This window comes from Microlunatus sp. GCM10028923 (genome assembly GCF_042666975.1).
Lineage (GTDB): Bacteria > Actinomycetota > Actinomycetes > Propionibacteriales > Propionibacteriaceae > Microlunatus.
This window is the reverse complement of record NZ_JBHTFF010000007.1, coordinates 329,749-354,372: the sequence shown is the minus strand read 5'-3', so window position 1 is coordinate 354,372 and position 24,624 is coordinate 329,749. Positions and strand designations below refer to the sequence as shown.

The 24,624-nt window shown below is 70.2% G+C and carries 27 protein-coding genes; 15 read left to right on the top strand and 12 right to left on the bottom strand.

Annotated features, from left to right (window positions below):
• Nucleotides 1-282 precede the first annotated feature (282 nt).
• Together ACFQU4_RS19505 and ACFQU4_RS19500 are read left to right on the top strand one after the other, a co-directional pair.
• Nucleotides 283-1,107 (top strand): Bax inhibitor-1/YccA family protein, encoded by an 825-nt coding sequence (locus ACFQU4_RS19505; protein WP_377494936.1) that lies wholly within the window; start codon nt 283-285, stop codon nt 1,105-1,107.
• An 88-nt stretch (nt 1,108-1,195) separates the two neighbouring features.
• The gene (locus tag ACFQU4_RS19500; RefSeq protein ID WP_377494934.1) at nt 1,196-2,572 is read left to right on the top strand and encodes a cystathionine beta-synthase; all 1,377 of its coding nucleotides are present in this window, start codon (nt 1,196-1,198) and stop codon (nt 2,570-2,572) included.
• A 3-nt stretch (nt 2,573-2,575) separates the two neighbouring features.
• On the opposite strand, the gene ACFQU4_RS19495 is transcribed toward ACFQU4_RS19500, so the two are convergent.
• Nucleotides 2,576-3,151, bottom strand: coding sequence for a DinB family protein (locus tag ACFQU4_RS19495; RefSeq protein ID WP_377494932.1), 576 nt, complete (start codon nt 3,149-3,151; stop codon nt 2,576-2,578).
• A 127-nt stretch (nt 3,152-3,278) separates the two neighbouring features.
• On the opposite strand from ACFQU4_RS19495, the gene ACFQU4_RS19490 reads away from it, so the two are divergent.
• On the top strand, nt 3,279-4,823 hold the full coding sequence (locus ACFQU4_RS19490) for a glycoside hydrolase (protein WP_377494929.1): 1,545 nt from the start codon (nt 3,279-3,281) through the stop codon (nt 4,821-4,823).
• 22 nt (nt 4,824-4,845) lie between these two features.
• Entirely contained in the window at nt 4,846-5,862 is a 1,017-nt protein-coding gene (locus ACFQU4_RS19485; protein ID WP_377494927.1) for a LacI family DNA-binding transcriptional regulator, read from the top strand.
• Here the strand turns inward: ACFQU4_RS19485 and ACFQU4_RS19480 are convergent.
• Both ACFQU4_RS19480 and ACFQU4_RS19475 read right to left on the bottom strand, forming a co-directional pair.
• On the bottom strand, nt 5,859-6,551 hold the full coding sequence (locus tag ACFQU4_RS19480; RefSeq protein WP_377494925.1) for an NUDIX hydrolase: 693 nt from the start codon (nt 6,549-6,551) through the stop codon (nt 5,859-5,861). The two genes, ACFQU4_RS19485 and ACFQU4_RS19480, sit on opposite strands and share 4 nt — an antisense overlap.
• A 9-nt stretch (nt 6,552-6,560) precedes the next feature.
• Nucleotides 6,561-7,259: an NUDIX hydrolase gene (locus tag ACFQU4_RS19475; protein WP_377494923.1), complete on the bottom strand. Its 699-nt coding sequence runs from the start codon at nt 7,257-7,259 to the stop codon at nt 6,561-6,563.
• Between the two features lie 66 nt (nt 7,260-7,325).
• Here ACFQU4_RS19475 and ACFQU4_RS19470 point away from each other — a divergent pair, with 66 nt between their 5' ends.
• Both ACFQU4_RS19470 and ACFQU4_RS19465 read left to right on the top strand, forming a co-directional pair.
• Entirely contained in the window at nt 7,326-7,685 is a 360-nt protein-coding gene (locus ACFQU4_RS19470; RefSeq protein ID WP_377494921.1) for a hypothetical protein, read from the top strand.
• Entirely contained in the window at nt 7,682-8,092 is a 411-nt protein-coding gene (locus ACFQU4_RS19465; protein WP_377494919.1) for a hypothetical protein, read from the top strand. The genes ACFQU4_RS19470 and ACFQU4_RS19465 overlap by 4 nt, the downstream gene beginning before the upstream one ends.
• 24 nt (nt 8,093-8,116) lie before the next feature.
• Here the strand turns inward: ACFQU4_RS19465 and ACFQU4_RS19460 are convergent, their stop codons facing one another.
• The 3 genes from ACFQU4_RS19460 to ACFQU4_RS19450 all read right to left on the bottom strand — a co-directional run bounded on the left by ACFQU4_RS19460 (nt 8,117) and on the right by ACFQU4_RS19450 (nt 11,947).
• Complete coding sequence (locus tag ACFQU4_RS19460; protein ID WP_377494917.1) at nt 8,117-8,752, bottom strand: FMN reductase; 636 nt, start codon at nt 8,750-8,752, stop codon at nt 8,117-8,119.
• Nucleotides 8,749-9,879: an LLM class flavin-dependent oxidoreductase gene (locus tag ACFQU4_RS19455; RefSeq protein WP_377494915.1), complete on the bottom strand. Its 1,131-nt coding sequence runs from the start codon at nt 9,877-9,879 to the stop codon at nt 8,749-8,751. The genes ACFQU4_RS19460 and ACFQU4_RS19455 overlap by 4 nt, the downstream gene beginning before the upstream one ends.
• Nucleotides 9,880-11,158: 1,279 nt before the next feature.
• Nucleotides 11,159-11,947: a DeoR/GlpR family DNA-binding transcription regulator gene (locus tag ACFQU4_RS19450; protein WP_377494913.1), complete on the bottom strand. Its 789-nt coding sequence runs from the start codon at nt 11,945-11,947 to the stop codon at nt 11,159-11,161.
• A gap of 250 nt (nt 11,948-12,197) precedes the next feature.
• Between ACFQU4_RS19450 and ACFQU4_RS19445 the strand changes: the two genes are divergently transcribed.
• From ACFQU4_RS19445 to ACFQU4_RS19430, 4 genes are all read left to right on the top strand, one after another.
• Nucleotides 12,198-13,145 carry a carbohydrate ABC transporter permease gene (locus ACFQU4_RS19445; RefSeq protein ID WP_377494911.1) on the top strand — a complete coding sequence of 316 codons (948 nt, stop codon included), beginning with the start codon at nt 12,198-12,200 and terminating at the stop codon, nt 13,143-13,145.
• Nucleotides 13,145-14,053 carry a carbohydrate ABC transporter permease gene (locus ACFQU4_RS19440; RefSeq protein ID WP_377494908.1) on the top strand — a complete coding sequence of 303 codons (909 nt, stop codon included), beginning with the start codon at nt 13,145-13,147 and terminating at the stop codon, nt 14,051-14,053. Before ACFQU4_RS19445 ends, ACFQU4_RS19440 begins: the two co-directional genes overlap by 1 nt.
• A 26-nt stretch (nt 14,054-14,079) precedes the next feature.
• Entirely contained in the window at nt 14,080-15,417 is a 1,338-nt protein-coding gene (locus ACFQU4_RS19435) for an ABC transporter substrate-binding protein (RefSeq protein WP_377494906.1), read from the top strand.
• 124 nt (nt 15,418-15,541) lie between these two features.
• Complete coding sequence (locus tag ACFQU4_RS19430) at nt 15,542-16,219, top strand: glycerophosphodiester phosphodiesterase (RefSeq protein WP_377494904.1); 678 nt, start codon at nt 15,542-15,544, stop codon at nt 16,217-16,219.
• Here ACFQU4_RS19430 and ACFQU4_RS19425 read toward each other — a convergent pair.
• Complete coding sequence (locus tag ACFQU4_RS19425; protein WP_377494902.1) at nt 16,152-16,670, bottom strand: hypothetical protein; 519 nt, start codon at nt 16,668-16,670, stop codon at nt 16,152-16,154. The two genes, ACFQU4_RS19430 and ACFQU4_RS19425, sit on opposite strands and share 68 nt — an antisense overlap.
• Nucleotides 16,671-16,679: 9 nt before the next feature.
• Nucleotides 16,680-17,201 carry a DUF4188 domain-containing protein gene (locus ACFQU4_RS19420; protein WP_377494900.1) on the bottom strand — a complete coding sequence of 174 codons (522 nt, stop codon included), beginning with the start codon at nt 17,199-17,201 and terminating at the stop codon, nt 16,680-16,682.
• 78 nt (nt 17,202-17,279) lie between these two features.
• Between ACFQU4_RS19420 and ACFQU4_RS19415 the strand changes: the two genes are divergently transcribed.
• Nucleotides 17,280-17,930, top strand: a complete 651-nt coding sequence (locus tag ACFQU4_RS19415; protein ID WP_377494898.1) for a MerR family transcriptional regulator — start codon at nt 17,280-17,282, stop codon at nt 17,928-17,930.
• On the opposite strand, the gene ACFQU4_RS19410 is transcribed toward ACFQU4_RS19415, so the two are convergent.
• Nucleotides 17,893-19,407, bottom strand: coding sequence for a M81 family metallopeptidase (locus tag ACFQU4_RS19410; RefSeq protein WP_377494896.1), 1,515 nt, complete (start codon nt 19,405-19,407; stop codon nt 17,893-17,895). The genes ACFQU4_RS19415 and ACFQU4_RS19410 overlap by 38 nt on opposite strands.
• Before the next feature lie 99 nt (nt 19,408-19,506).
• Between ACFQU4_RS19410 and ACFQU4_RS19405 the strand changes: the two genes are divergently transcribed.
• Nucleotides 19,507-20,142, top strand: a complete 636-nt coding sequence (locus ACFQU4_RS19405; protein ID WP_377494894.1) for a DUF2461 domain-containing protein — start codon at nt 19,507-19,509, stop codon at nt 20,140-20,142.
• An 87-nt stretch (nt 20,143-20,229) separates the two neighbouring features.
• Entirely contained in the window at nt 20,230-20,805 is a 576-nt protein-coding gene (locus tag ACFQU4_RS19400; RefSeq protein ID WP_377494892.1) for a DUF6506 family protein, read from the top strand.
• 7 nt (nt 20,806-20,812) lie between these two features.
• Here ACFQU4_RS19400 and ACFQU4_RS19395 read toward each other — a convergent pair whose 3' ends face one another.
• On the bottom strand, nt 20,813-21,307 hold the full coding sequence (locus tag ACFQU4_RS19395) for a MarR family winged helix-turn-helix transcriptional regulator (protein ID WP_377494890.1): 495 nt from the start codon (nt 21,305-21,307) through the stop codon (nt 20,813-20,815).
• Between the two features lie 74 nt (nt 21,308-21,381).
• Here ACFQU4_RS19395 and ACFQU4_RS19390 point away from each other — a divergent pair, with 74 nt between their 5' ends.
• Nucleotides 21,382-21,819, top strand: coding sequence for a nitroreductase/quinone reductase family protein (locus ACFQU4_RS19390; protein WP_377494888.1), 438 nt, complete (start codon nt 21,382-21,384; stop codon nt 21,817-21,819).
• Here ACFQU4_RS19390 and ACFQU4_RS19385 read toward each other — a convergent pair whose 3' ends face one another.
• Both ACFQU4_RS19385 and ACFQU4_RS19380 read right to left on the bottom strand, forming a co-directional pair.
• Complete coding sequence (locus ACFQU4_RS19385) at nt 21,820-22,707, bottom strand: LLM class flavin-dependent oxidoreductase (protein ID WP_377494886.1); 888 nt, start codon at nt 22,705-22,707, stop codon at nt 21,820-21,822.
• Nucleotides 22,704-24,098: an MFS transporter gene (locus tag ACFQU4_RS19380; RefSeq protein WP_377494884.1), complete on the bottom strand. Its 1,395-nt coding sequence runs from the start codon at nt 24,096-24,098 to the stop codon at nt 22,704-22,706. Before ACFQU4_RS19380 ends, ACFQU4_RS19385 begins: the two co-directional genes overlap by 4 nt.
• A 53-nt stretch (nt 24,099-24,151) precedes the next feature.
• On the opposite strand from ACFQU4_RS19380, the gene ACFQU4_RS19375 reads away from it, so the two are divergent.
• A complete protein-coding gene (locus ACFQU4_RS19375) occupies nt 24,152-24,598 on the top strand; it encodes a MarR family winged helix-turn-helix transcriptional regulator (RefSeq protein WP_377494882.1) in 447 nt (148 codons plus the stop codon).
• Nucleotides 24,599-24,624: the final 26 nt, after the last annotated feature.

Genomic DNA, 24,624 nt, shown 5'->3' with positions numbered 1-24,624 from the left:
CGACTAGACGGGCGCAAGTCAAGCAAACTAGACAGATTCGCTCTGATGCTCTCTCCATGACCGGGACTCTGGGCCGACCGAGGGCGCATCGTTCGGCCATGCAAAGATCTGTGGACGACACACGCTTGTAACGCCCGGTTGTGGACAACGCACCGGGCCTGGGCCAAGGATGGTTCTTAGCCGATTCCCAGGGCGGAACAATCGGGGCCACAGAGGGTGTTGCATAGACTGAGGACTCGTTCAGACCGGCACCTTCGATGCCGGGTACAGGAGGAACCCAGGATGTTGCGTAGTTCGAACCCGATCCTGTCACGGCAGGACGCGTTCACCCCGGGGAGTCAACAGGGCTACGGGCAGCCGGGCTACGGCTCGGAACCGCAGGGATATGTCGGCGGCGGGCAGCCGCCCCTCAACACCGAAGGACGGATGACGTTCGACGACGTCATCACGAAGTCCGTGATCACCATCGGCCTGGTCATCGCCGCGGCCGCGGTCACGATGTACGGACTGGGCTCCGGTGTCATCCCGCTCACGGCCATGTTGCCGCTCATGATCGTTTCCGGCCTGGTGGGCTTCGTCACCGTGCTGCTGGTCTCGTTCCGCCGCAAGGTCTCGCCGCCGTTGGTGCTCGCGTACTCGGTGATCGAGGGCGTCTTCGTGGGAGCGCTCAGCTTCTGGTTCGAGGGGCTCTACCCCGGCATCGTGATCCAGGCCGTGCTCGGCACCTTCGCCGCCGCGGGCGTCACCCTCGCGGCGTACAAGATCTTCAACATCCGGGTCACCCCGAAGTTCCAGAAGATCGTGGTCCTTGCGACCATCGGCTTCGCCGTGGCGCTGGGCCTGAACTTCGTGCTCTCCCTGTTCGGCATCAACCTCGGCCTCCGTGACGGCGGCACCGGCCCGGTCAGCTTGCTGGCGGTCGGCGTTTCGCTGCTCGGCGCGGTGCTGGCGGTGCTGAACCTGGTGCTCGATTTCGATCACATCGAACGAGGCGTCGCGATGGGCGCGCCGGCCAGCGAGTCGTGGCGCGGTGCGTTCGGCCTGACCGTTACCATGGTCTGGCTCTACATCGAGATCCTGCGCCTGCTGTCCTATCTGCGACGGTAGTCTCCGCGCAGCTCGACCCCCCAACTTGAGGGCCGTTACTCCGACGGGAGTGGCGGCCCTCGCCAATTTTCCGGATAGATTGCGCTCCGTGGAGTACGTGAGCTCGCTGATCGACCTGGTCGGCAACACCCCGCTGCTGAAGCTGTCCACGGTGACCGAGGGGCTGCGGCCGCTGGTCCTGGCGAAGGTGGAGTACCTCAATCCCGGCGGCTCGGTGAAGGACCGGATCGCCGTGAAGATGATCGAGGCCGCCGAGCGCGAGGGCAAGCTCAAGCCGGGCGGCACGATCGTCGAGCCGACCAGTGGCAACACCGGCGTCGGGCTGGCCATCGTCGCCCAGTCGAAGGGTTACCGCTGCGTCTTCGTCTGCCCGGACAAGGTGAGCGAGGACAAGCGGAACGTGCTCGCCGCGTACGGGGCCGAGGTCGTCGTCTGCCCGACCGCGGTCGAGCCCGATCATCCGGACTCGTACTACTCGGTGTCGGACCGGCTGGTGCGCGAGATCCCGGACGCCTGGAAGCCGGACCAGTACAGCAATCCGAACAACCCGGCCAGCCACTACGAGAGCACCGGGCCGGAGCTGTGGCGACAGACCGAGGGCCGGATCACCCACTTCGTGGCGGGCATCGGCACCGGCGGCACGATCAGCGGTACCGGCCGCTACCTCAAGGAGATCTCCGGCGGCCGGGTCCAGGTGATCGGGGCCGATCCGGCCGGCTCCGTCTACTCGGGCGGCTCCGGCCGGCCGTACCTCGTCGAGGGGGTCGGCGAGGACTTCTGGCCGGCCAACTACGACCGGGAGGTCTGCGACCGGGTGATCGAGATCTCCGACGCCGACTCCTTCCAACTGACCCGGCGGCTGGCCCGCGAGGAGGCGCTGCTGGTCGGCGGCTCGTCCGGCATGGCCGCGGCCGCCGCGCTCCGGCTGGCCGCCGATCTCGACGACCCTGACGCCGTCATCGTCGTGCTGCTGCCGGACTCGGGCCGCGGCTATCTCACCAAGGTGTTCAGCGACGAGTGGCTCAGCCGGTACGGGTTCGCCCAACGGCCGGAGACCGGCCGGGTGGTCGGCGACGTCCTGCGCGAGAAGTCCGGCAGCTTGCCGTCCCTGGTGCACACGCACCCCGGCGAGACGATCGCCGAGGCGGTGGCCATCCTGCGTGAGTACGGCGTCTCCCAGATGCCGGTGGTCCGCGCCGAACCGCCGGTGATGGCGGCCGAGGTGGTCGGTTCGGTCAGCGAGCGCGGCCTGCTGGACAAGCTGTTCACCCACAAAGCCCGGCCGGCCGACTCGGTCGAGTCCGTCCTGGAGCCGTCGCTGCCGGCCATCGGTGCCACGGAGCCGGTGGCCGCGGCGGTCGAGGTGCTGGTCGGCAACGACGCGCTGCTCGTGCTGGACGACGGCAAGCCGACCGGCGTGCTCACCCGGCAGGACCTGCTGGGCGACGTCGATACGTCGGTCTGACCGCTACTGGCCGACCCGGCCGTCGATGCGCTCCCGGAGCAGGTCGGCGTGGCCCATGTGCCGGGAGTACTCCTCGATCATGTGCACCAGCACGTCGCGGAGGTTGTTCTCGCCCTTCGGGTCGGTGAGGTCGAAGTCCGGCGCGGCGGCCACGAACGCCTCGGCGTTCTGCACCTCGGCGCGCCAGTTCTGCCAGGCCTCCTCGACCGCGGCCGGATCGGCCGTCGCACCGTCGATGTCGTCGTCCTCGCCGGCCGCGTTCGGGTAGAGGTTGGGGGCGTCCTCGCCGGCCATCACGTTGCGGAACCATGATCGCTCGACCTGGCCCAGGTGCCGGATCAGGCCGAGCAGGGAGAGGTTCGACGGCGGCACCGAGCGGCGGGCCAACTGCTCGGCGTCCAGGCCGGAACACTTCAGTTCGAGGGTGAGCCGATAGTTGCGCAGGTAGCCGGTCAGGACCGCGTGCTCGCCGACCAACGTGCTGTCGTCCCGGGGGTCCTCCTCCGGGCTGACCCACATGTCCCACCAGCCGAAGGATCGTTCGGGCAACTCCTGCGTCTCTTGCGTCGGCTCAGTCATGGACCAAGTCTTCGGGGCGGTGGGAGGCATCGCAACCAGGTTTCGGTGGCGACCGCGCCGGCTGGCTCCCGTTCGCGGCGCGGTCGGAGATCCCCACCGGGGCGTGTCCCTTTGCTTTAATCGGTCAATGGCAACGGTGTGGCTTGATCCCTCGGATCCGAGTGAGCCGTTCCAGGGCTGGGGTACCGCCCTGGCCTGGTTCGCGCACGCCACCGGCGGCTGGCCGGAGCCGATCCGCAGCGAACTCGCGGACGCGCTGTTCGGCCACGACGGGCTCGGCTTCACGATCGCCCGGTACAACATCGGCGGCGGCGACAGCCCGGAGACCGAACCGTACCTGCGGGCCGGGGCGGACGTTCCCGGCTGGTGGCGGCGGCCGGCCGGCATCGGGCCGGTCCCGGAACCGCCGTGGCCACGGACCCGCGCGCCGCACCACGGGCTGGCGGAACCCTCGGCCGCAGGCCGGCCCGGGCCCGATCAGCGCGACTGGTGGGATCCGGATGATCAAGGGCACTGGGCGGTGGACCCGGACCCGAACCAGCGCTGGTGGTTGCGGGCCGCGCGTGATCGCGGTGCGGACGTGTTCGAGGCGTTCTCCAATTCGCCGCCGTACTTCATGACCGCGAGCGGGTACGTCTCCGGGCACGAGGACCCGGGTCACGACAACCTGCGGCCGGACCAGTACCGCAGCTTCGCCCGCTACCTGGCGGGGGTGGCCAGGCGACTGATCGAGGTCGACGGCATTCCGCTCCGTACGCTGTCGCCGGTCAACGAGCCGAACACAGCGTACTGGCACGCCTTGAACCGTCAGGAGGGCTGCCACTGGAATCCCCGGGCCCAGTCCAAGATCATCATCGAACTGGCCGAGGAGCTCCGGGCGGCCGGCCTGGACGACGTGATCATTGCCGGCCCCGACGAGACCGACCCGGCCCACTTCATCGCCGACTGGGAGGGCTGGACGGACGAGGCGCGGGCCGCGGTCGGTCAGCTCAACGTGCACAGCTACGGCGTCGCCCGCCGGCCCGAGGTGTGCGAGATCGCCGTACAGGCAGGGAAACCGCTCTGGATGTCCGAAGTTGATCTTGGGCCCGGCGGGCTGCCGCTGGACTTCGACGACATCCGGCCCGGGCTGGCACTGGCCCGGCAGATCATCGGCGACCTGACCGAGCTGCGGCCGCGGGCCTGGGTGTTCTGGCAGGCGATCGAAGATCACCGGAACATGATCATCGAGAACCAGAACTGGGGACTGATCCAGGTCGACTTCGCCGCCGCCGACCCGGCGCGCGAGCCGATCCGGCGCAACCTGAAGTACTGGGTGATGGCGCAGTTCTCGCGGTTCATCCGGCCCGGTGCGCAGTTGATCACGACCAGGACCGACAGCGGCGGGATGGACACGGTGGCCGCGCTCGGTCCGGAGCCGGACCGGCTGGTCGTCGTCCACGTCAACGGCCACGCCGATCCGGCGCTGCTCCGGCTCGACCTGTCCGGCTTCCCGCGGCTGCCGTCGGGCGGCGCCGCGATCCGCTGCTGGAGTACGGCGCCGGGCCGGCACCTCGCCGAGCACGCGCCGCTTCCGGTCACCGGGTCGGTCGCCGAACTTCCGGTCGACGCCTGGTCGGTGACCACCCTTGAACTCGACGGGCTCGCCGAGTTCCCGCTGAACCGCCGATGAGGCCCTGCGAACAGGTACGGCGATGAACGCGAGGCGGCCGTCGCTGGCCGACGTGGCCCGCCGCGCCGAGGTGTCGACCCAGACCGTCTCCCGGGTGGCCAACGGCCGGACCAACGTCGACGCCGCGACCCGGGAGCGGGTCCGGCAGGCCATGGCCGAGCTGGGCTACCGGCCGAACCGGGCGGCCCGCGCGCTCAAGGCCGGCCGGTTCCACGCGATCGGCGTGATCACGTCCTACCTGACCAGCTTCGGCATGATGCGGACCCTGGACGAGATCGTGCTGGCCGCCTCGGCCGCGCAGTACTCGATCACCCTGTTCCCGATCACCGCGACGCCCGGCGGTGTCTCCGGCGCGATCGACCGGCTCAGCGAACAGGCCGTCGACGGCATCATCGTCACCGTCGAGCCGCACCTGCTGGAGGACGCCGACGTGACGCTGCCCGGTGACGTGCCGGTCGTCGTCGTCAACACCGGTGCCGGCGCCCAGCTCAGCCTGGTCGACGCCGATCAGGAGGGCGGTGCCCGGCTGGCGACCCGGCACCTGCTCGAGCTCGGCCACGCCAACGTCTGGCACCTCGCCGGGCCGGCCGAGTCCGCGTCGGCGGCGGACCGGACCCGCGGCTGGGCCGGCACGCTACGCGAGGCGGGGCTGGAGCCGCCGCCGGTCCTGGCCGGCGACTGGACCGCCGAGTCCGGCTACCGGCAGGGGCGGGAGCTCGCGGGGCGGGGCGACGTGACCGCGGTGTTCGCCGCCAACGACCAGATGGCGCTCGGCCTGATCCAGGCGCTGCATGAAGGCGGTCGTACGGTCCCGGGGGAGATCAGCGTGGCCGGCTTCGACGACACGCCCGAATCGGCCTACTACTGGCCGCCGCTGACCACCGTGCACCAGGACTTCACCGAGATCGGCCGCACCGCCATCGCGCTGCTGCTGCAGCTGCTCGAGGATCCTGACGCGGCCGGCGTCGGGGCGCGGACCATCCCGACCACGCTCGTCGTACGGCAGAGCACCGCCCCACCACCCGACGTGAGGACTTAGTTGGTGCCGATGGACAGCGCGGACTCGATCAGCGCGTGCAGTCGCCCGGCCCAGGGCACCTCGGACAGCGCGTCGAGCGGGACCCAGCGTGCCGCCGAGGTCGTACCGCCGACGTCGTGGACCACCGGCTCGACCGGCTCGGCGCACCAGCCGCGGTAGAAGAGCCGGATCGTGTGCAGGTCCTGCGGCAGGCCGGGGCCGAGCGGCCGGCGGATCCAGCGGCCGCTGTTGATCATGAAGAGCTCCGCCACCTCGACCCGTTGGCCGGCCTCCTCGTACGCCTCCCGGGTCAGCGCCTCGACCGGCTGCTCGTCGTCCTCGACTCCGCCGCCGGCGAGTCCCCACAGCCCCGCGACGCTGGTCAGGTCGGAGTATTCGGTCGCCAGCAGGCCGCGTTCGGAGGTGATCAGCCCGTAGGCGGCGATCCGTTGCCGGGGCTTCGGCGGCGAGGTCAACTCGCTCCGGTCCAGGTCGCGGTCCTGCAGCGCCGGCGCGGGCTCGGCCGGCGGGCCCGGTTCGGTGGGAGCGACGGCCAGGTCGAGCGTCAGCCGGCCGGTCGGCAGCCGGTGCGCGGCCAGCGGCCGGAGGGCGCGGTAGCCGTCGGCCCGGCCGAGCTCGAGCGGGTCGACACCATGATCAAGTTCGTGCTGGAAGGCGATCCGGTCGCCGTCGTACCCCGTGACGAGCATCCGGCGACCCTACCCGGTGGCGACTCCGAGGAGTGCCGGGATCAGCCGGTCCCAGCCGCGCCGCCAGGGCAGCTTCGTGCAGTCGGTGAGCGGGATCCAGCGGGCGTCCGAGGTGGTGCCGTCGACGTCGTGCACGACCGGCTCGCCGGGATCGACGCAGCGGGCCCGGAAGACCAGCCGGATCGCGTGGAAGTCCTCCAGCCGGCCATGGGGCGACCGGCCGATCCACTGGGAGCTGTGCACGACGATCATCTCGTCCACCTCGACCCGCTGGCCGGTCTCCTCGAACGCCTCCCGGACCACCGCCTCGGCGGGCTGCTCGTCGTCCTTGATCCCGCCGCCGGGCAGGCCCCAGTCACCGGCGGAATTGGTGCGGTGCGAGTACTCCGTCACCAGCAGGCCGTGGTCGGAGGTGATCAGGCCGTAGCCGGCGACGCGCTGCCGGGTCACCGGGTGCTCGCCGTTGCGGGCGAGTTCCTCGAGGTCGAGTTCGGGATCGACCGGAGGCGGGCCGTTCGGCGCGGGCTTGGCCTGGCCGGCGCGGGTGACGCTCAGGTCGAGTTCGAGTTGGCCGTCGCCGGCCCGGCGGGCGTCAAGCGGTCCAACGGTGGCGTAACCGTGGGGCAGTCCGGCGGTCAACGGATCGGCGCCATGGCCGAGAAGGGTACGGAACGCGAGCGCGCCGCTGTCGTACCCCAGGATCCGCATGGACCATGAGCCTACCTGGGAAACGCCGCGGGGTAGCCTGCTGCTCCGAGAGAGGAGACGCCGCGGATGAACCCCGTGCTGGCTGGAATCGTGATCGGACTGGGCCTGGTGTGCACGGTCTGGGGGGTCACGACGCTGGCGTTGAACAAGCCGGTCGGCCGTGCCCAGCTGATCGCCGGCGCCGTGCTCGAGGCCGCCGCGCTGGCCCAGACCGTGGTCGCGGTCGTGCTGCTGGCCCAGGGCCACCAGCCGATCGAGTTCGGGACCACCGTCGGCTATCTGATCGTCATCGCCCTGATTGTCCCGATCGCGGCCGTGTGGGCCCTGAACGACCGCAGCCGGTACGCGGGCGGGGTGCTCGCGGTCGCCGCGTTCGCTGTGCTGGCCATGACCCTGCGGCTGCTCGACCTGTGGGGGCCCGCTTGACCGAGCCGCAGCCGGGCAGCACGCGGAAGGGCCCGGGCCGGATCCTGGTCGCCGTCTACGGGCTGTTCGCCCTGTCGGCCGGTGCCCGGGCCGGGCTGCAGCTGGCGACCCGGTTCGGCGAGGCGCCGGTGGCCTACCTGCTGTCCGCGCTGGCCGCCGTCATCTATCTGGTCGCCACGATCACGCTCGGCCTGGGCACCCGGACCTCCCGCCGGATCGCCTGGGTCGCCGTCGGGATCGAACTGGCCGGCGTCCTCACCGTCGGAACGCTGAGCCTGCTCGACCCGACCGCCTTCCCGCACGCGACCGTCTGGTCCGGCTACGGGATCGGGTACGGATTCGTACCGCTGATCCTGCCGGTGATCGGCCTGATCTGGCTCTGGCACACCCGCCCCAAGGTTCCCTGAGCCGGTCGAAGGGCCCGGGGTGGATCAGCCCAGGTCGCCGCGGCCGAGCAGCTGCTCGAACGGCACCGGATCCTCGAACGGATCGTCGGCCGCCGGCAACCGGGTCCCGGTGATCACGGCCGCGAACTCGACCGCCGCCCGCTCGATCCGCTGGGTCAGGTGCCGGTCCGAGCCGGTGCCGCCGCCGCGGACCTGGCCCCAGTCGTCGGTGGCCGCGAAGACCGCGGTCGGCGCCGGCCGGGTGCGCAGGTAGCTGAACAACGGCCGGACGGTGTACTCCAGGGCCAGCGAGTGCCGGGCGGTGCCGCCGGTCGCGCCGAGCAGCACCGGCTTGCCGACCAGCAGGTCGGGATCGACGATGTCGAAGAACGACTTGAACAGGCCCGAGTACGAGGCGCTGAAGATCGGCGTCACCGCGATCAGCGCGGTCGCCTCGGCCAGCTCGTCGAGCACCGCCTTGAGGTTCGGCCCGGCGAACCCGGTCAGCAGGTGATCGGTGATCTCGTGGGCGTACTCGCGGAGCTCGACCGACTCGATCCGTACCGTCCGGTCGGACAGGGCCCGCTGGGTCGCGGCTCCCAGCCGGTCGGCCAGCAGCCGGGTCGACGACGGCTGGCTGAGACCGGCCGAGATGGCCATGATCGTTTCGGTGGACTTCATGCTCGGCTGATCTCCGTCTCCGGGGTGCTCGACTCGGCTTCGGTCGCCGACTGCTGATCATGCTCCGCGACCAGCGCGGCGTGCGTCGGCCCGTCCGGCACGTGGGCCGGCCGGAGCGCCTCGAATTCCTTGCGCAGCACCGGAATCACCTGCTCGCCCAGGATATCCAGCTGCTCCAGGACGGTCTTCAGCGGGAGTCCGGCATGATCGGCGAGGAACAGCTGCCGCTGGTAGTCGCCGAAGTTCTCCCGGAACGTCAGGGTCCGTTCGATCACCTGCTGCGGGCTGCCGACGGTGAGCGGGGTCTGGGCCATGAAGTCCTCCAGCGAGGGGCCGTGACCGTACACCGGAGCGTTGTCGAAGTACGGCCGGTACTCGCGGATCGCGTCCTGGGAGTTGGGCCGGATGAACACCTGGCCGCCGAGCCCGACGATCGCCTGGTCCGCGGTGCCGTGGCCGTAGTGCTCGTACCGGCGACGGTAGAGGCTGATCAACCGCTGGAAATGATCAGTCGGCCAGAAGATGTGGTTGGCGAAGAACCCGTCACCGTAGTAGGCGGCCTGCTCCGCGATCTCCGGGCTGCGGATCGAGCCGTGCCAGACGAACGGCGGCACGCCGTCGAGCGGGCGCGGCGTCGCGGTGAAGCCCTGCAGCGGGGTCCGGAACTTGCCCTCCCAATCGACCACGTCCTCCCGCCACAGCCGGTGCAGCAGGTGGTAGTTCTCGATCGCCAGCTCGATCCCGTTGCGGATGTCCTGGCCGAACCACGGGTAGACCGGACCGGTGTTGCCGCGACCCATCATCAGGTCGACCCGGCCGTCGGCCAGGTGCTGCAGCATCGCGTAGTCCTCGGCGATCTTGACCGGGTCGTTGGTCGTGATCAAGGTCGTCGCGGTGGACAAGATGATCTTGGACGTCTGGGCCGCGATGTAGCCGAGCATGGTGGTCGGCGACGACGGGACGAACGGGGGATTGTGGTGCTCACCGGACGCGTAGACGTCGAGGCCGACCTCCTCGGCCTTGAGCGCGACCCGCACCATCGCCTTGATCCGCTCCGCCTCCGACGGGGTACGGCCGTTCGTCGGGTCGGTCGTCACATCGCCGACGCTGAAGATTCCGAACTGCATGACCGTTCTCCTCACGCATTTAATTTACCATTCAACTACTACGCCCCTCCCAACACCCCCACCCTTCCCCCTATTCCCCACCCTCATCGCGCCGCCGCGGCCGCACCCGCAGCCCGCGAATCCGCGACCGCCGCTCGCATCCGCGACTGTTCCTCGGGTCGCGGTTGAGTGGAACGGTCGCGTACGGGGTGGAGGTGACCTGCGGGCCCGCCCGATTCGCGTCCGATTGGCGTACGCGACCGTTGCTCGCGGCCGTGACGGTTCGTCGGGTCGCGGCTGCGTGGATCGGTGGCGCACGCGATGCGGGCCGGACCGGGCCGGGCTGGCGTTCGCCTGATCCGCGTCGGCATCCGATGTGGCTGCCGCGGCGGTTCGTCGGGTCGCGGCCGAGTGGGAGCGGTCGCCTACGGGATGCCGGGGGCCTGCAGCGCCGAGCACGCGTTCGCCCGTTCCCGTCCGCGCCCGATGGACGTGCGCGACAGTTGCTCGCATCCGCGACTGTTGCTCGGGTCGCGGATGGGTCGAGCGGTCGCGGATCCGTGGCACCGGCCGGGGTTTCGACGGGCGAGGCGGGAGTGGTTGCTCCGACCTGTGACGACCCAGGTAGGAAGAGGCCTGCCGGTCGGCGATCGATCCCGGGGGCTCCCACCGGTGACCGCGCCTGAGATCCCGCACCACACCTCACCCCGCATCGACAGGGCACAACTGCAGGGACACGCCGCCCAAACGCCTGCCTTTGTGCCGGGTCGGCGGGGGTTAGGGGGAGGGGGATGGTGGTGAGGATGTTGTCGGCGTCCGCGGCGATCCGGGACAAGGGCGACCGGGCCGGGCGCCGGATCGGACCCGGGGCCTCGTTCACCGACAGGTCCGCGAACGTTGCTCGCACCCGCGATGGTCGGGCCGGGTGCGGGTCGCCAGCAATGGTGCGGGTTGGTGCGATGCCAGGTGCTCGTTGCCCGTCCTCGTCCGCACCCGGTCGGCGTCCGCGATCGTTACTCGCGTCCGCGACCGGTGCTCGGGTCGCGGATGGGTCGAACGGTCGCGGATCCGTGGCGCCGGCTGGCGGTGGTGCGCGGCCGAGTTCGACGGGCGAGGCGGGGGTGACTGGCTCAGGCCTTGTGGTGACCCAGGTACGTAAGGCACGCCGGCCGACGATCGACCCCGGGGCCTTCTCGGCAGTGACCGCGTCTGCGATCCCCCACCCCACTCCGCATCGACAGGGCACAACCGCAGCGACACGCCGCCCAAACGCCTGCTTTTGTGCCGGGTCGGCGGGTTCTTAGGGGAGGGGGAGGGGGATGGTGGTGATGCGGGTGAGGGTGTTGTCGGCGATCCGGGCCAGCTGGTCGGCGGGGGCACGGTCGGTGACGATCAGCTCGTCGATCATGTCCCAGCCGCAGACCCGGTGCAGGGAGGCTTCGGTGAACTTGGTGCTGTCGACGAGGAGGGCCCGGTGCCGGGCCGATCTGAGCATCTCCAGCTTGAGCGCGACGACCGACTCCTCCTGGTGATAGATGCCGTCGACGTCCACGCTGGTGGTGGAGACGAAGAGGGACTCGCAGCGCAGGGCGCGGACGGACTCGACGGCGCCGACGCCGAGGAAGGACTCGTGGCTCGGGTCGTACTGACCGCCGAGGGCGGTGATGATCACGCCCGGCTCGTTGGCCAGCTGATTGATCACGGTCAGCGAGTTGGTGATCACCCGCAGCTCCTCGATCCCGGTGCCGGCCAGTAGCTCGGCGATCGGCTCGACCGTCGTCGAGTCGTCCATCATGATCGTCTGGTTGGGCTGGATCCGGCCCACCACGAATCGGCTCAGGGCCAGCTTCTCCTCCACGGCGAGGCGGCGCCGGATGGCGGCGGAGATCTCGTGGCTCCTGGTCCGGGCGACGGTCACCCCGCCGTGGAACTTCCGTACCGCACCGCGCCGCTCCAACTCGTCAAGATCACGATGGATGGTCATCACCGAGACCTCGAACTCGTCGGCCAGGTCCTTGGCCTGGGCGGTCCCGCGTACGGCGAGCCGGTCGAGGATCTCCTCGAGGCGTCGCTGCCGGTGGTTGGACATGGTGCTCCTTCGCTCGGCAACCATGATCGCGCGGAATGCAGATTCACATAACGACCTGTGAAGAATAACAGTTTTCAAACAAGTGAACACTTGGGTGCGTGGCTCGCCGGAGACCCGCGGCCGGGATCAGGAAGACGTCCAGATCGTCAGTATTCAAGGAATCTTCGACCTCGCTCGATGGTTCTGGTGCTGCCGCAGCGGCATCGGCGGGCGGTTGACCATCTTCACAGCATGATGTGAAGATAGCGCCGTGACCGCCACAGCGCCGCCGCTCGGCCGGAGTCAGGGCTCGCCCGCCGAGCCGTCCCGCATCGCCTCCCGACGGCGTAGCCGGTGGCGGGGGTACGGACTGTTCGCCCTGTTCGCCTTCCCGAACCTGATCTTGATCGCCGTGTTCGCGTACCTGCCGGTGCTCGGCAACGTCTACCTGAGCCTGACCAGGTGGGACATGATCTCGCCGCAGACCACCTTCGTCGGTCTGGAGAACTACACGGACCTGTTCACCGACCCGAACTTCGGCCGGGTGATCACGATCACCGTGATCTGGGTGGTCACCATGGTCGTCGGCTGCGGCGCGATCGGGCTGGCCTTCGCGGTGCTGTTCTCGACGCGGCTGCGCGGCAGCGGGGTTGTGACCACGGTGGCGTTCGCGCCGCACGTGCTCTCCGGTGCCGCGATCGCCGCCATCTGGCTGTTCATCTTCGACCCGAACTACGGGCTGTCCCGGGCGGCCTTCGAACTGGTCGGCGCGACATCGCCGGCCTGGACGACGTCGACCACCTGGGCCTTGCCGGCGCTGTTGATCGTGTCGGTCTGGAAGAGCGTCGGGTTCGTAGCGCTGATCTACCTCGCCGCGCTGCAAGGGATTCCGCACGAGGTGCGGGAGGCGGCCCTGCTGGACGGCGCCGGTCCGTGGCGCGGGTTCTGGCACGTGATCTTCCCGCTGCTGTCGCCGACGACGTTCTTCGTCACGGTGACCACGATCATCAGCGCGTTCCAGTCCTTCGACGTGATCGCGATGATGACCGGCGGCGGTCCCGGCGGTGCGACGACGACGCTGAGCTGGTTCATCTACGACCAGGGCTTCCGCAACTTCGACGCCGGGTACGCGGCCGCCGGAGGCATGGTGATGTTCCTCATCCTGCTGGTCGTGACTGCCGTCCAACTGCGGTTCGTGGAGCGAAGGGTGCACTACTGATGGCCACGCGCACGCAGGCACCGGGTCTCGTCGACCCGACCGCCACTCCGCCCGACCCCGCCTCGGCTCCGGCCGGCCGGAGCCGCCGGATCACGCCCGGCCGGGTGATCAACTACGTCCTGCTGGTGATCGTCGGCCTGATCTTCCTGATCCCGCTCTACTGGCTGCTCACCGCCGCGCTCAAGCCGAGCGCCGAGATCTACAGCTGGCCGCTGTCGTTCTTCCCGAGATCCCTGGAGCTGGGCAACTTCGTCCAGGCCTGGTCCTCGGCGCCGTTCGGCCGCTACCTGGTCAACTCGGCGATCATCACGCTCGGCGGCGCCGCGCTCAAGCTGGTGCTGGCCGTGCTCACCGCGTACGCCTTCGCCTACCTCCCGTTCCCGGGCAAGAAGGTGCTGTTCCTGCTGATGCTGGGCGCGTTGATGGTGCCCGGTCACGTGACGTTGTTGATCAACTTCATCACGGTCGGCCGGCTCGGCCTGGTCAACTCCTATCTCGGCATCATCCTGCCTGGCGTCGCCTCGGCGTTCGGCACCTTCCTGCTCCGGCAGCACTTCCTCACCCTGCCCGGCGAGGTGCTCGAGGCGGCCGAGCTGGACGGCGCCGGCCACGTCCGCCGCTTGATCAGCTTCGTGGTGCCGATGGCCCGGCCCGCGGTGATCACGGTCGCGCTGCTGGCCCTGATCGACGAGTGGAACGGCTTCATCTGGCCGCTGATCGCGACCAACTCCGACGAGATGCGCACCCTGACGATCGGCCTGCTGTTCCTCAAGGCCAATGAGGGCGTCGACAACTGGGGCGCGATCATGGCGGGCACGATCTTCGTGGTGACGCCGATGCTGGTCCTGTTCCTGATCGCCCGGCGCTACATCGTGTCGGGCCTCGCCGGAGCGTCGATGTCCCGATGAGACTCAATCCTTCGAGGAAGAGTGCCATGATCAGTCAACCGTCGGTCAGCCGCCGTGGCTTCCTGGCCGGTGCCGGCGCCCTCGCTGCCGTACCGCTGGTCGGCTGCACCCAGTTCGGCGTCGGCTACTCCCAGCCGAGCGGCAGCATCCCGGGCGAGTTCGCGAACCGGCTCCGGATCGTCTTCTGGAGCGCGTTCACCGGCGACAACCTGCCGATCCTGACCGGCCTGGTCGACCGGTTCAACCGGAGCCAGCCGGACATCTACGCCGAGGTGCAGACGTTCGACAGCTACGACGGCGTCGACCAGAAGCTGGCGGCGGGGCTGCAGGCACGCCAGATCCCGGATCTGGTGGTGCTGTCCGACATCTCCTGGAACCGCTACTTCCTCAACGACACACTGGAACCGTTGAACGACTACTTCGACGACTCCTTCGCGCCGACCGCGTTCCATGATCGACTGCTGGCCGAGGGCATCGTCGACGATCAGATCTACTGGACGCCGTTCGCCCGCTCCACCCCGCTGCTGTACGTCAACCCGGAGATCCTGGCCGCGGCCGGGCTGCCGGAGCGGGCACCGAAGACCTGGGACGAGTTCCGGGACTGGGGCAAGCAGTTGGCCGGGGTGACCTATCGCGGCGGCACGCCCCGGATGCGCGCCTTCACCGGCGGCGACGACTGGTACTTCCAGGGCCAGCTGTGGAGCTTCGGCGGCGCGCTGTCCCGCGGCTTCGACATCGTGCTGGACTCGCCCGAATCCCTGGCCACCGCGCGTTTCGATCACGACCTGATCCACGTCGACAAGTCGGGCTACCTGGCCCAGAACCACGTCAACGACTTCACCGCCGGCATGGTGGCCTGCATCGAAGGCTCGACCGGGACCCTGGCCAAGATCACCAAGACGTCGCAGTTCCCGGTATTGGCCGGGTTCCTGCCGCAGCAGAAGCAGATCGGGGTGCCGTCCGGCGGCTCCGGCCTGGCGGTCATGAAGTACGCCGAACCGGAGCGCAAGCAGGCCGCCTTCGAGTTGATCAAGTTCATGGCCGCTGAGGAGCAGTCCTCGGAGTGGTCGATCGGCACCGGCTACATGCCGGTCACCAAGGCCGCCATGCAGTCGGCCGCGATCTCCAAGATCGTCGCCGAGAACCCGAACTACGCGGTCGCCGTGAAGCAACTGGAGATCGCGACCGGCCCCGATGCCGTACGCAAGTACGTCCAGACGTCGATCCAGAAGATGAAGACCGCGATCCAGCGGATCTATGCCAGCGCCGAGGATCCGGACGCGATCATGAAGGGCACCGCGACCGATCTGCGCCGGAGCACCGAGCGTATTCTGAAGCAGTACCCGAACAAGATCTCCCGTTGATCAAGGAAGCGAGTATCGCAGCGTGAATTCGATCAGTCAGTCCCGTCAGTTCGCGGAGAGTGCGGGGGAGTCTGAGGGGGTCGGTCCCCTCAGTGGCATTCTCGTGACGGGGCATCGCGGCGCGATGGCCCATGCTCCCGAGAACACGGCGCCGAGCCTGGCCCTGGCGCACGAGCACGGGGCGGACGAGATCGAGCTGGACATCAGGCTGAGCTCCGACGGCGTACCGGTGGTGATCCACGACCGGACCGTGAAGCGGGTGACCAGTGGCCGCCGGGAGGACGAGGTCGTCGACCTGACCTGGGCCGAGTTGAGCGACATCGAGCTGGACGGCGGCGCCCGGCTGCTCCGGTTCGAGCAGGTGCTGGAGCAGACCACCCTGCCGCTCCAGGTGGAGCTCAAGGCGGACGGTGCGGCCGAGGTCGTGGCCGGGGTCCTGAACGCCCGTACCGAAGATCAGGACCGGTGTACGGTGACCAGCTTCCAGCGCGACTATCTGATCAAGGTCGGCGAGGTGATGCCGTGGGCGCGGCGCGGCTTCATCGTCTTCGGGTACGAGGACGAGGCGCTGGCCCAGGCCGTCGAGCTCGGCGTTCAGACCCTCTACACCGGTTGGGAAGGGCTGACCGTGGAGACGGTCGGCCGGATCCATGATCGCGGGCTGCGCGCCGCGGGCTGGCTGCTGGACGAGCCGGCCCGGGCGCGCGTCGCGGTGGAACTCGGGGTCGACGGCGTCACCGCCGACGACCCGCAAGCTGCCCGGACCTGGCTGGAGCAGGCAGCGGGGGAATCGGCCGCGTAGCCCGGGCCGCCCGGCGTTCGGCGATCACGACGGCGACGGCCGCGGCGACGAAGACGAGCTGGAACAGGGTCCGCGGGACGGGCTGGCTCAGCGGATCGGTGGCGATGCCGGCGAGGGCCGCGTACAGGTTGGCCGGGAACATCGCGACCAGCAGCGCGGCCAGGCAGCCGGCGGCCAGCGGGGCGGTGCGCCGGATCAGCAGACCGGCCGCGCCGGCGAGTTCGAGCACGCCGGTGATCGTGATCAACAAGGCCGGCTCGGGCAGCACCGGCGGCACGTAGCTGATCAACTCCTCGCGCATCCCGACGAAGTGGGAGACGCCGGTCATCACGAACATGGCGGCCAGGCCGCCGCGCAGCGGGACCGGCCAGCGGCGCAGCGGGCGGACGCCCGCCCGGCCGAGGAGAAGCAGGATCGCCGTGACGGCGACGAGGGCGATGAATGGTTCCATGGCGTACTCCTAGGCGGCTTGGTGGTCGGGGCCGGAGTGAGCGGACGGTCGTCGGGTGGCGCCGGCGGCGAAGCGCTGCCGGGCCGCATGTCCCTTGCTCTGCACGGGAACGCGGCTGGTCGCCTTGGCCAGACCGAGCTCCGGGGTCTGGTTGTAGACGGATTCGGCCCGGTCGACGAGGAAGGTCTCGTGCCAGACCCCGACCGCTCCCGGTGCCTTGCGGGCCTGGGCGTTGAACTCGGTCCAGGCCGGCCGGTGCCGTGCGTCGGGCTTCGCCGCGTACGCATAGAGCTTGTCGAGCGAGCTCCAGTACTGGATCAGCGTCGGGTGGATGCCCTCGAGCGTCAGTCGGTACCCGAGCATCCCCGAATCCGGATCGGTCGCCAGTTCCCGCAGCATGCCGGGCATCGCGCGGAAGACCGGGACCCAGAGATCGGGTCGCCACGGCTTGTTGATCGTCATGCCGATCAGGAACACGACCAGCTCACCGTCGTAGGAGTGAGTCGACCGGACCGGGTCGATCTTCGCCATCGCTGTTCCTTCCCCTAGTATTGGATACTGATACTCTCCAATATTAGAGAGTAGGACTATCCAATGCAAGGGGTCGCCATGAAGATGTCCGAACTGAGCCGGGAGAGTGGAGTCGCCGTCGCGACGATCAAGTACTACCTGCGGGAGGGTCTGCTGCACGAGGGCCTGCGGACCTCGGCGACCCAGGCCCAGTACGACGCCTCCCACCTGGCCCGGCTCGGTCTGATCCGCGCTCTGCTCGGCACCGGAAACCTGTCGGTCGCCGCGACCAGGAACGTGCTGGCCGAACTCGACCACCCGGCGGAGTCGATGCACGACATCCTCGGCACCGTCTCCGAGCAGCTGATGCCGGCCACGGACGATGACCTGGATCTGACCCGGGCCGAGGAGTTGGTCCGGGGTCTCGGCTGGTGGTTCGATCCGGACCACCGTGATCAACTCCGGCCGCTCGCCGCCGCGCTGGCCGCGATGGACTCGGCCGGCTTCGAGCTGTCGGACCGGGTGCTGCTCGGTTACGGCCGGGCGATGCGCAAGATCGCCGAGGGCGAGGTCGGCCGGGTGCCCGACGAGTCACCGGAGGCGGCGGTCCGCTACGTCGCGCTCGGGGTGGTGCTGGTCGAGCCGCTGCTGCTGGCGTTGCGCCGGCTCGCCCACGTCGATGCGTCGGCGAGCCGGTTCGCCGCCAAGGACCTCAGGCTTCCGGATCCGGCTGATCACTCGCCGGGATGATCCGGGCCGAGAGATCCGGGTCGTACGGTGCGGTGTCGAACGGGTACATCGGGCGCTCGATCCGGTGGTGGCCGAGCCGGACCAGGTCCTGGTCCACCCCGCCCGGCGTGAGCGCCAGCATCCAGTCCTTGGCCAGCCGGAACAGGTCCGGCTCCAGGTAGCCGATCTTGACGATGATCACGTCGGTGGCGTTCGGGTCGATCCCGTTCCGGACGAAGTCGGCCTCGCGGTGGTACGGCTTGCGGCGCTCGGTGATGATCACGTCCAGCCCGCCGGCCCGGACCACGACCTCGGTGATCGCATCCGCATCGCCCTCGGCGATGTGGCGCACCTCGCCGGTCAGCTCGACCGGCCCGGCCGGCCCGGCGTCGACCCGGGCGCCGACGGTGACGGTCACGCGCGCGCCGACCCCGGCCTCGACGCACTGCCGGACCGCGTCCGCGTCGGGGATCGAGGCGTACGCGACGGAGACCTGGCCGGCCGCGATCTCGGGCCGCCGCAGTAGTTGATCAAGAGTCCAGGTGACGTCACCGGCGCCGCCCGCGGTCGGGTTGTCGCCCGAGTCCGAGATGAAGTACGGCCGGTCGCTGCTCGCGATCGCCGCGTCCAGGCAAGCGGCAAGATCATCGGCGGGCGCCACGAACGCGAACTCGTCGTGCCGGGCCCAGATCTCGGCGGCCAGGCGTTCCGCCTCGGCGGTGATCACGGCCTGGTCGTCGCCGGTGACCATGACCACGCAGCGGTTGCGCGGCTCATCCGCCCAGGCGTAGCCGATCCAGATCGCGGCATCCAGCACCCCGGCCAGCGCCTCGATCTCCGGGACCCGCGCGTACAGGCTCTTGGCCGGCTCGATCCGGGTGCTCGTCTTCTCGCCGGGCAGCAGGATCGGGACCGGGACCCAGGCCTTCAGTGGTCGCCGCTGCTCCGGCGGCAGGGCCAGCCGGTCGAGCAGGTTGCGGACCGCCCGCTCCTTCGTGTCCAGGGCGTCCTCGTGCGGCGCCATCCGGTAGCAGGTGAGCAGGTCCAGGGTGTGGGCCAGCCGGCGCGACACGTTGCCGTGCAGGTCCATCCCGGTGCTGATCACGACGTCCGGCCCGACCACCTCGCGGACCGCGACCGCAAGATCACCTTCGGCGTCGTCCATCCCGACCACGCTCATCGCGCCGTGGATGTCGAAGACCATGCCGTCCAGCGGCCCGGCGGCGCGCAGCCCGGCCAGGATCTCCTCCTTGAGTTGCCGGTAGTCCTCGGCGGGCACCGGCCCGCCCGGAATCGACCGGCCCTGCAGGATCGGCACCCACTCGGCCGCGTCGGTGAGGCTGCCGCCGGGGGACCAGAACGGCCGCGTGGCCAGGATCTCCGCGCCGCGCTTCGGCCGGAAGCTCGTGACGGTCGTCCGGGCCGGCGAGAACGTCGACGACTCGACGGACAGCCCGGCGATGGCGATGCGGGGGAGGCGGGTGGGCGAATCGGTCATCTGACACACTCCTGGCGGCTCGACGGCGGTACCCCATGATTTCATCGGACCTTTGGGCGCGCGCGGCCGGCCGGGACCGGCCCGCGTAGGATCGCGCCGGTGGCGGACTTCACCGGTTTCACGACCGAGGCGCTCGACTTCTACGACGACCTCGAACTGGACAACACCAAGGCGTACTGGACGCAGCACAAGGCCGTGTACGACGACCAGGTCCGGGCGCCGATGGTGGCGCTGATGGCCCTGCTGGAGCAGGAGTTCGGGCCGGCGAAGATCTTCCGGCCGTACCGCGACGTCCGGTTCGCCGCCGACAAGACGCCGTACAAGACCCACCAGGGTGCCTTCGTCGCGGTGGGCGAAGCCACCGGTTGGTACGCCGACCTGAGCGCGGCCGGGGTCCGGGTCGGCGCGGGCTTCTACCACGCCGACGCCGAGCGGCTGGCCCGCTATCGGCGGGCCGTTGCCGAGGAGGTGCACGGCCTGCCCCTGGAACGCCTGCTGGCGAAGCTGCGCCGGTCGCAGTGGGAGGTCGGCGGCGACCGGCTGAAGACGTCGCCGCGCGGCTTCACCGGTGATCATCCGCGGATCGACCTGCTCCGGCACCGCTCGCTGGTGATCAGCAAGCAGTACGGCTTCGAGCCGGTCATCCACACGCCCGAGCTGGCGGACCGGATCCGCAAGGACTGGCGCCAGGCTCGCCCGCTGGTCGACTGGGTCCTGGCGAACGCGACCGGCTGATCTCCACCTGGGTGGGAATACCGGGACGATCATCGGCATTTAGCTTGGCATTGAACTACTTGATGCCAAGCCGATTGGAGCAGCGACATGACGAAGTACGACGAGGCGTTCCTCTTCCTGGTCCCGGAGTCGACGGCGGTGGAGCGGACGACACTGGTCCACGCCGCGGGCCGGACCGGGCTGGTCTGGGCACCCGACCCGGCCTCGGCGGCCGAGGCGGCCGCCGAGCTCGTCGCGGACGGGGCCCGGTTGATCGAGCTCTACCGCGGCTTCGACCTGGCGACCGCCGCCCCGGTGATCGACGCGGTCGCCGGCCGGGCCCCGGTCGGGGTGGCGTTCGGGGGGCCGCCGGCGCGGCACACGGTGACGATCTTCGAGAGCGAGCAGGCCGACCCGGCGCAGGTCCGGGTGGTGCACGAACACGAAGGTGGCGGCACCACGACCGTGATCGGCGCACCGGACGCCGACATCGTCGCGGTGGCCCAGGAGGCGGTCGATGCGGGCGCCGAGGTGATCCAGGTCTGCGGCGGCGCGCCGCTGACGACGGCCGCCCGGGTCGTCGCCGCGATCGGCGACCGGGCCACGGTCACCCTGACCAGTTGGCCGTTCGAGTCGATCGAGGGAGCCGTCGCCTACAAGCGGGCGTTCGAGGCGAACGCCTGACCCGGACTCACTCGTCCTCGAGCGGCAGCAGGAGCTGCCTCAGGCTCCCGGCCAGGACGGATCGCTGCCGCTCCGAGAGGGGTGCCAGGATCTCGGCGTCGACGGCCAGCACCGCGTCCAGCGCCCGGGTGGCGAGCCGCGCTCCCTTCCGGGTCAGCCTGATCCGGATCGCCCGGCGGTCGTCGGGATCGGCGTCGCGCTGGACCAGGCCGGCCGAAACCAGGCGGTCCAGCCGGGCCGTCATCGCTCCCGAGGTGATCAAGGCGGACCGGGCCAGGTCCCGCGGGTGGGCGCCGTCCGGATCGCCCCGCCGGCGCAGCGTGTTGATCACGTCGAAGTCGGGGTAGGACAGGCCGAGCGGCGTCAGGACCTCGGTCAGGCGCTGCCTGGTCTGCTCGGCCGCGCGCAGCAGCCGGCCGACCACCTGCAGCACCGTGACGTCCAGTCCCGGTTCGGTTCTCGACCACTCGGCGACCATCCGGTCCACCTGATCCTCCGGCATCGTTCGAGGGTAGCGCCCGGTGCTGCGGTTGATAGCCTGCCGGTGAGCGGGCGGACGATGATCAAGGGGCGGTCATGGCGAAGACGTACCAGGTGACGGGGTTCCAGCGCATGATCAACTCGGTCTTCCGGTGGCTGACCCGACGCGGGCTCGGTGCCGGATTCCGTTACGTGCTGACGGTTCCCGGCCGGCATTCCGGGGAACTCCGGTCCGTGCCGGTGGACGTCATCGAGGTGGCCGGGGCGCGGTGGCTGGTCGCTGCGTACGGAATCGTCGCCTGGGTGCACAACGTCCGGGCCGCCGGCCGGATCACCCTGAGCCGGGCCGGCACGGACACCGCCTGGCTCGCCGAGGAGGTCACCGGGCCGGAGACCGCCGCGGTGCTCCGGGCCTACCTGGCGGCGGTGCCGGTGACCCGGCCGTACTTCGACGTCACCGCGGAGTCCAGCGACGCCGAGTTCGCGGCCCAGGCCGTCCGGCATCCCGTGTTCCGGCTCAGCCCGGCCGCCTGATCACCGGGCCACCGCCGCGCCGTGGCGGTGGCGCTGGACCCCTGCCCGGACCGCCGGCGCGGTTTCGGTGCCGAAGGTCGTGATCAACGCGGCGGAACCGGTCGGCAGCAGGAAGGTGCTGATGCCCTCGGTGATCGCCAGCCGGATCAGCTGCTCCGGCCAGGAGGCGGGCGGGCCGACCGGGAACACCCCCGGCTGGAGGTTGTACAGCCGCCGGATCGCGGCCGGATCCCTGCCGTGCTCGACCGCCGCCGCGTCGATGATCGCCTGCCGGCCGGCCAGCTCGGTGGGCGGGACCCTGGTCGAGCTGGGCAGCCAGCCGTCCCCGTACCGGCCGATCAGGCGCAGCATCCGCGGCCCGAGCGCGCCGACCCAGAGCTCGATCGGATGCACGGGGCGTGGCCCGGGCTCGGCCGACGGCAGCCGGTAGTGCTCGCCGTCCCACCGGATCCTGGCTGCGCCCTCGCCGAGCAGGGCTCTGATCATGATCATCGCCTCGGCCAGGGCCGCGACGGACTCGGCCGGCGTCCGGTCAGGCCCGCCCTCCGCCACCACGGCCGAGCGGTAGCCGCCGGCGCCCAGGGCCAGCTCGGCCCGGCCGCCGCTGATCCGGTCCAGGCTGCCGATCATCCGGGCCAGCAGGGCCGGCGGCCGGAGCGGGAGATTGGCCACGTTGGGGAACAGGCGGATCCGTTCGGTCCGGGCCGCGATCGCCGTCAGCACGGTCATCGCCTCCAGCGCGGCCGGGCGGTAAGGATGATCGGGAACGCTGACCAGGTCGAGGCCGCTGCGCTCGGCCAATTCGGCCTGGGCCAGCACCCGGTCCGGATGATCGGCGGCCGGATCGATGATCAAGCCGAACTGCAGGTGCTGGCCGTAGTCGGTCACCGGGACTCCCGCTCGACGAGCAGCGCGGTGATCAACGCCAGGCCCAGCGCCGCGGCGGAGACGGTGAACGCGACCGAGTAGCCCGCGGCGGTCGGCCCGTCGCCGTCGCCGAGGGCCGTGATGATCAGTCCGGCCGTCTGGGCGCCGATCGCGCCGCCGATGGTGCGCATGATCGCGTTGATCCCGGTCGACTCGCCAACCCGGTCGCGGCCGACGGCCGAGATCACCAGGTTGGCCATCGCGGCGAACGCGAAGCCGATGCCGACCCCGACCACCCCGGAGCCGAGCAGTACCGCCGGTGCCCAGGGATGTGCCGCGGCGAGGACCACGAAGCCGGTCCCGGCGACGGCACAGGCGATGATCAAGATCGCCCGGAATCCGACTCGGGGCCCGAGCTTGCCGGCCAGCGGCCCGGCGATCACCATGGTGATCGCCATCGGCAGCACGAACAGGCCGGCGCCGGTCGCCGACGCGCCGAAGCCGAACCCGTGCCCGGCCGGGGTCTGCACCAGCTGCGGGACCAGGGTGAACGCCCCGTACATCGAGAAGCCGAAGATCAACGCGCTCAGATCCGCTCCCGCGACCGTACGGCTGCGGAGCAGGGACACGTCGATCATGGGCTGGCTGACCCGTCGCTGAACCGCCCAGAACGCCGCCAGGACGGCGATCGCGACGATCAGCAGCGCGACGGCCGGCACCGGACCCCAGGCCCGGACCTGGCTGATCCCGAGCAGCAGGGCGACCAGCCCCGCGGTCAGCAGGGCGCCGCCGAGCAGATCGATCCGGCCGGGCGACCGGGTCGCCGATTCCGGCACCAGCAGGAACACCGCGACCAGGGCGATGATCACCAGTGCCAGGCTCAGCCAGAACACCCAGGGCCAGCCGGCCCGGTCCAGGATCGGACCGGGAACGATCAGGCCGATCCCGAACCCGATGCCGAAGATCGCGCTGATGGTGCCGATGGTGATCGGTACCCGTTCCGGTGGCAACTGGTCGCGGACGATCCCGAACGCCAGTGGGAAGGTCGCGGCGCCGAGGCCCTGCACGGCCCGGCCGGCGATCGCCGTACCGAAGTTCGGCGCCAGAGCGACCAGCAGGGTCCCGACGGCCAGGACGGCGAGGCTGATCATGATCAGCCGCCGCTTGCCGAACTGATCACCGAGCCGGCCGATCAGGACGGTGCCGACCGACGAGGTGAGCAGGAACGCGCTGAGCACCCAGGCGATCTCGGTCGGGCCGACGCCGAACGCGCGCCGCAGATCGGGGAGTACGGGAACGACGACGGTCTGCAGCACGGAGAACGCGAACACCGCGATCAGCAGGGCCGCGACCACGCCGGTGTCCCGAGGCCGGCGTCCGGCGATCAAGTCTGCATCCGTAGATGATGTCATGATGTAACTATTACACGAAGGCGCGAACGTCGAGAAGCGACTAGGATCGCGCTGTGTCCGAGATCTCTCGGCGGCCGCCGAGCCTGCTCGCCCTGCCGTCCTACCTGGCGGGCCACGTGGCGAGGATCGGCCGGCGCGGCCTGGAGGAGGAACTGCAGCGCCAGGGGCTGCGGCCGCCGCACTTCGCGGTGCTGACCGCCCTGGTCGACCTGGGTCCGCTGGCCCAGTACGAACTGGCCGACCGGCTCGGCTTCAACCGCAGCCACCTGGTCGGCTACCTCGACGCCCTGGAGGAGCAGCGGCTGGTCCGGCGGGAGCGCGATGCCGAGGATCGGCGCCGGCACCGGGTTGCGCTGACCCGGTCCGGTCGCTCGCTGCAGGCGCGGCTCTACGGGGTTGCCGAGCAGTCCCAGGCGGAGGCGCTCGGGGTGCTGTCGGCGGCCGAACGGCGCCAGTTGGCGAGCCTGCTGCGCCGGGTGGTGGACGCTCGCGACGAGTAGTAGTTGCGGAAACTACTACTCGTACT

Excerpts from the sequence above, each read along its gene's own strand:
- ACFQU4_RS19505 (WP_377494936.1), top strand. The coding sequence starts at position 283 with ATGTTGCGTAGTTCGAACCCGATCCTGTCACGGCAGGACGCGTTCACC.
- ACFQU4_RS19495 (WP_377494932.1), bottom strand. The coding sequence starts at position 3,151 with ATGACTGAGCCGACGCAAGAGACGCAGGAGTTGCCCGAACGATCCTTC.
- ACFQU4_RS19490 (WP_377494929.1), top strand. The coding sequence starts at position 3,279 with ATGGCAACGGTGTGGCTTGATCCCTCGGATCCGAGTGAGCCGTTCCAG.
- ACFQU4_RS19485 (WP_377494927.1), top strand. The coding sequence starts at position 4,846 with ATGAACGCGAGGCGGCCGTCGCTGGCCGACGTGGCCCGCCGCGCCGAG.
- ACFQU4_RS19480 (WP_377494925.1), bottom strand. The coding sequence starts at position 6,551 with ATGCTCGTCACGGGGTACGACGGCGACCGGATCGCCTTCCAGCACGAA.
- ACFQU4_RS19475 (WP_377494923.1), bottom strand. The coding sequence starts at position 7,259 with ATGCGGATCCTGGGGTACGACAGCGGCGCGCTCGCGTTCCGTACCCTT.
- ACFQU4_RS19470 (WP_377494921.1), top strand. The coding sequence starts at position 7,326 with ATGAACCCCGTGCTGGCTGGAATCGTGATCGGACTGGGCCTGGTGTGC.
- ACFQU4_RS19460 (WP_377494917.1), bottom strand. The coding sequence starts at position 8,752 with ATGAAGTCCACCGAAACGATCATGGCCATCTCGGCCGGTCTCAGCCAG.
- ACFQU4_RS19455 (WP_377494915.1), bottom strand. The coding sequence starts at position 9,879 with ATGCAGTTCGGAATCTTCAGCGTCGGCGATGTGACGACCGACCCGACG.
- ACFQU4_RS19450 (WP_377494913.1), bottom strand. The coding sequence starts at position 11,947 with ATGTCCAACCACCGGCAGCGACGCCTCGAGGAGATCCTCGACCGGCTC.
- ACFQU4_RS19440 (WP_377494908.1), top strand. The coding sequence starts at position 13,145 with ATGGCCACGCGCACGCAGGCACCGGGTCTCGTCGACCCGACCGCCACT.
- ACFQU4_RS19435 (WP_377494906.1), top strand. The coding sequence starts at position 14,080 with ATGATCAGTCAACCGTCGGTCAGCCGCCGTGGCTTCCTGGCCGGTGCC.
- ACFQU4_RS19430 (WP_377494904.1), top strand. The coding sequence starts at position 15,542 with ATGGCCCATGCTCCCGAGAACACGGCGCCGAGCCTGGCCCTGGCGCAC.
- ACFQU4_RS19425 (WP_377494902.1), bottom strand. The coding sequence starts at position 16,670 with ATGGAACCATTCATCGCCCTCGTCGCCGTCACGGCGATCCTGCTTCTC.
- ACFQU4_RS19420 (WP_377494900.1), bottom strand. The coding sequence starts at position 17,201 with ATGGCGAAGATCGACCCGGTCCGGTCGACTCACTCCTACGACGGTGAG.
- ACFQU4_RS19415 (WP_377494898.1), top strand. The coding sequence starts at position 17,280 with ATGAAGATGTCCGAACTGAGCCGGGAGAGTGGAGTCGCCGTCGCGACG.
- ACFQU4_RS19410 (WP_377494896.1), bottom strand. The coding sequence starts at position 19,407 with ATGACCGATTCGCCCACCCGCCTCCCCCGCATCGCCATCGCCGGGCTG.
- ACFQU4_RS19400 (WP_377494892.1), top strand. The coding sequence starts at position 20,230 with ATGACGAAGTACGACGAGGCGTTCCTCTTCCTGGTCCCGGAGTCGACG.
- ACFQU4_RS19395 (WP_377494890.1), bottom strand. The coding sequence starts at position 21,307 with ATGCCGGAGGATCAGGTGGACCGGATGGTCGCCGAGTGGTCGAGAACC.
- ACFQU4_RS19390 (WP_377494888.1), top strand. The coding sequence starts at position 21,382 with ATGGCGAAGACGTACCAGGTGACGGGGTTCCAGCGCATGATCAACTCG.
- ACFQU4_RS19380 (WP_377494884.1), bottom strand. The coding sequence starts at position 24,098 with ATGACATCATCTACGGATGCAGACTTGATCGCCGGACGCCGGCCTCGG.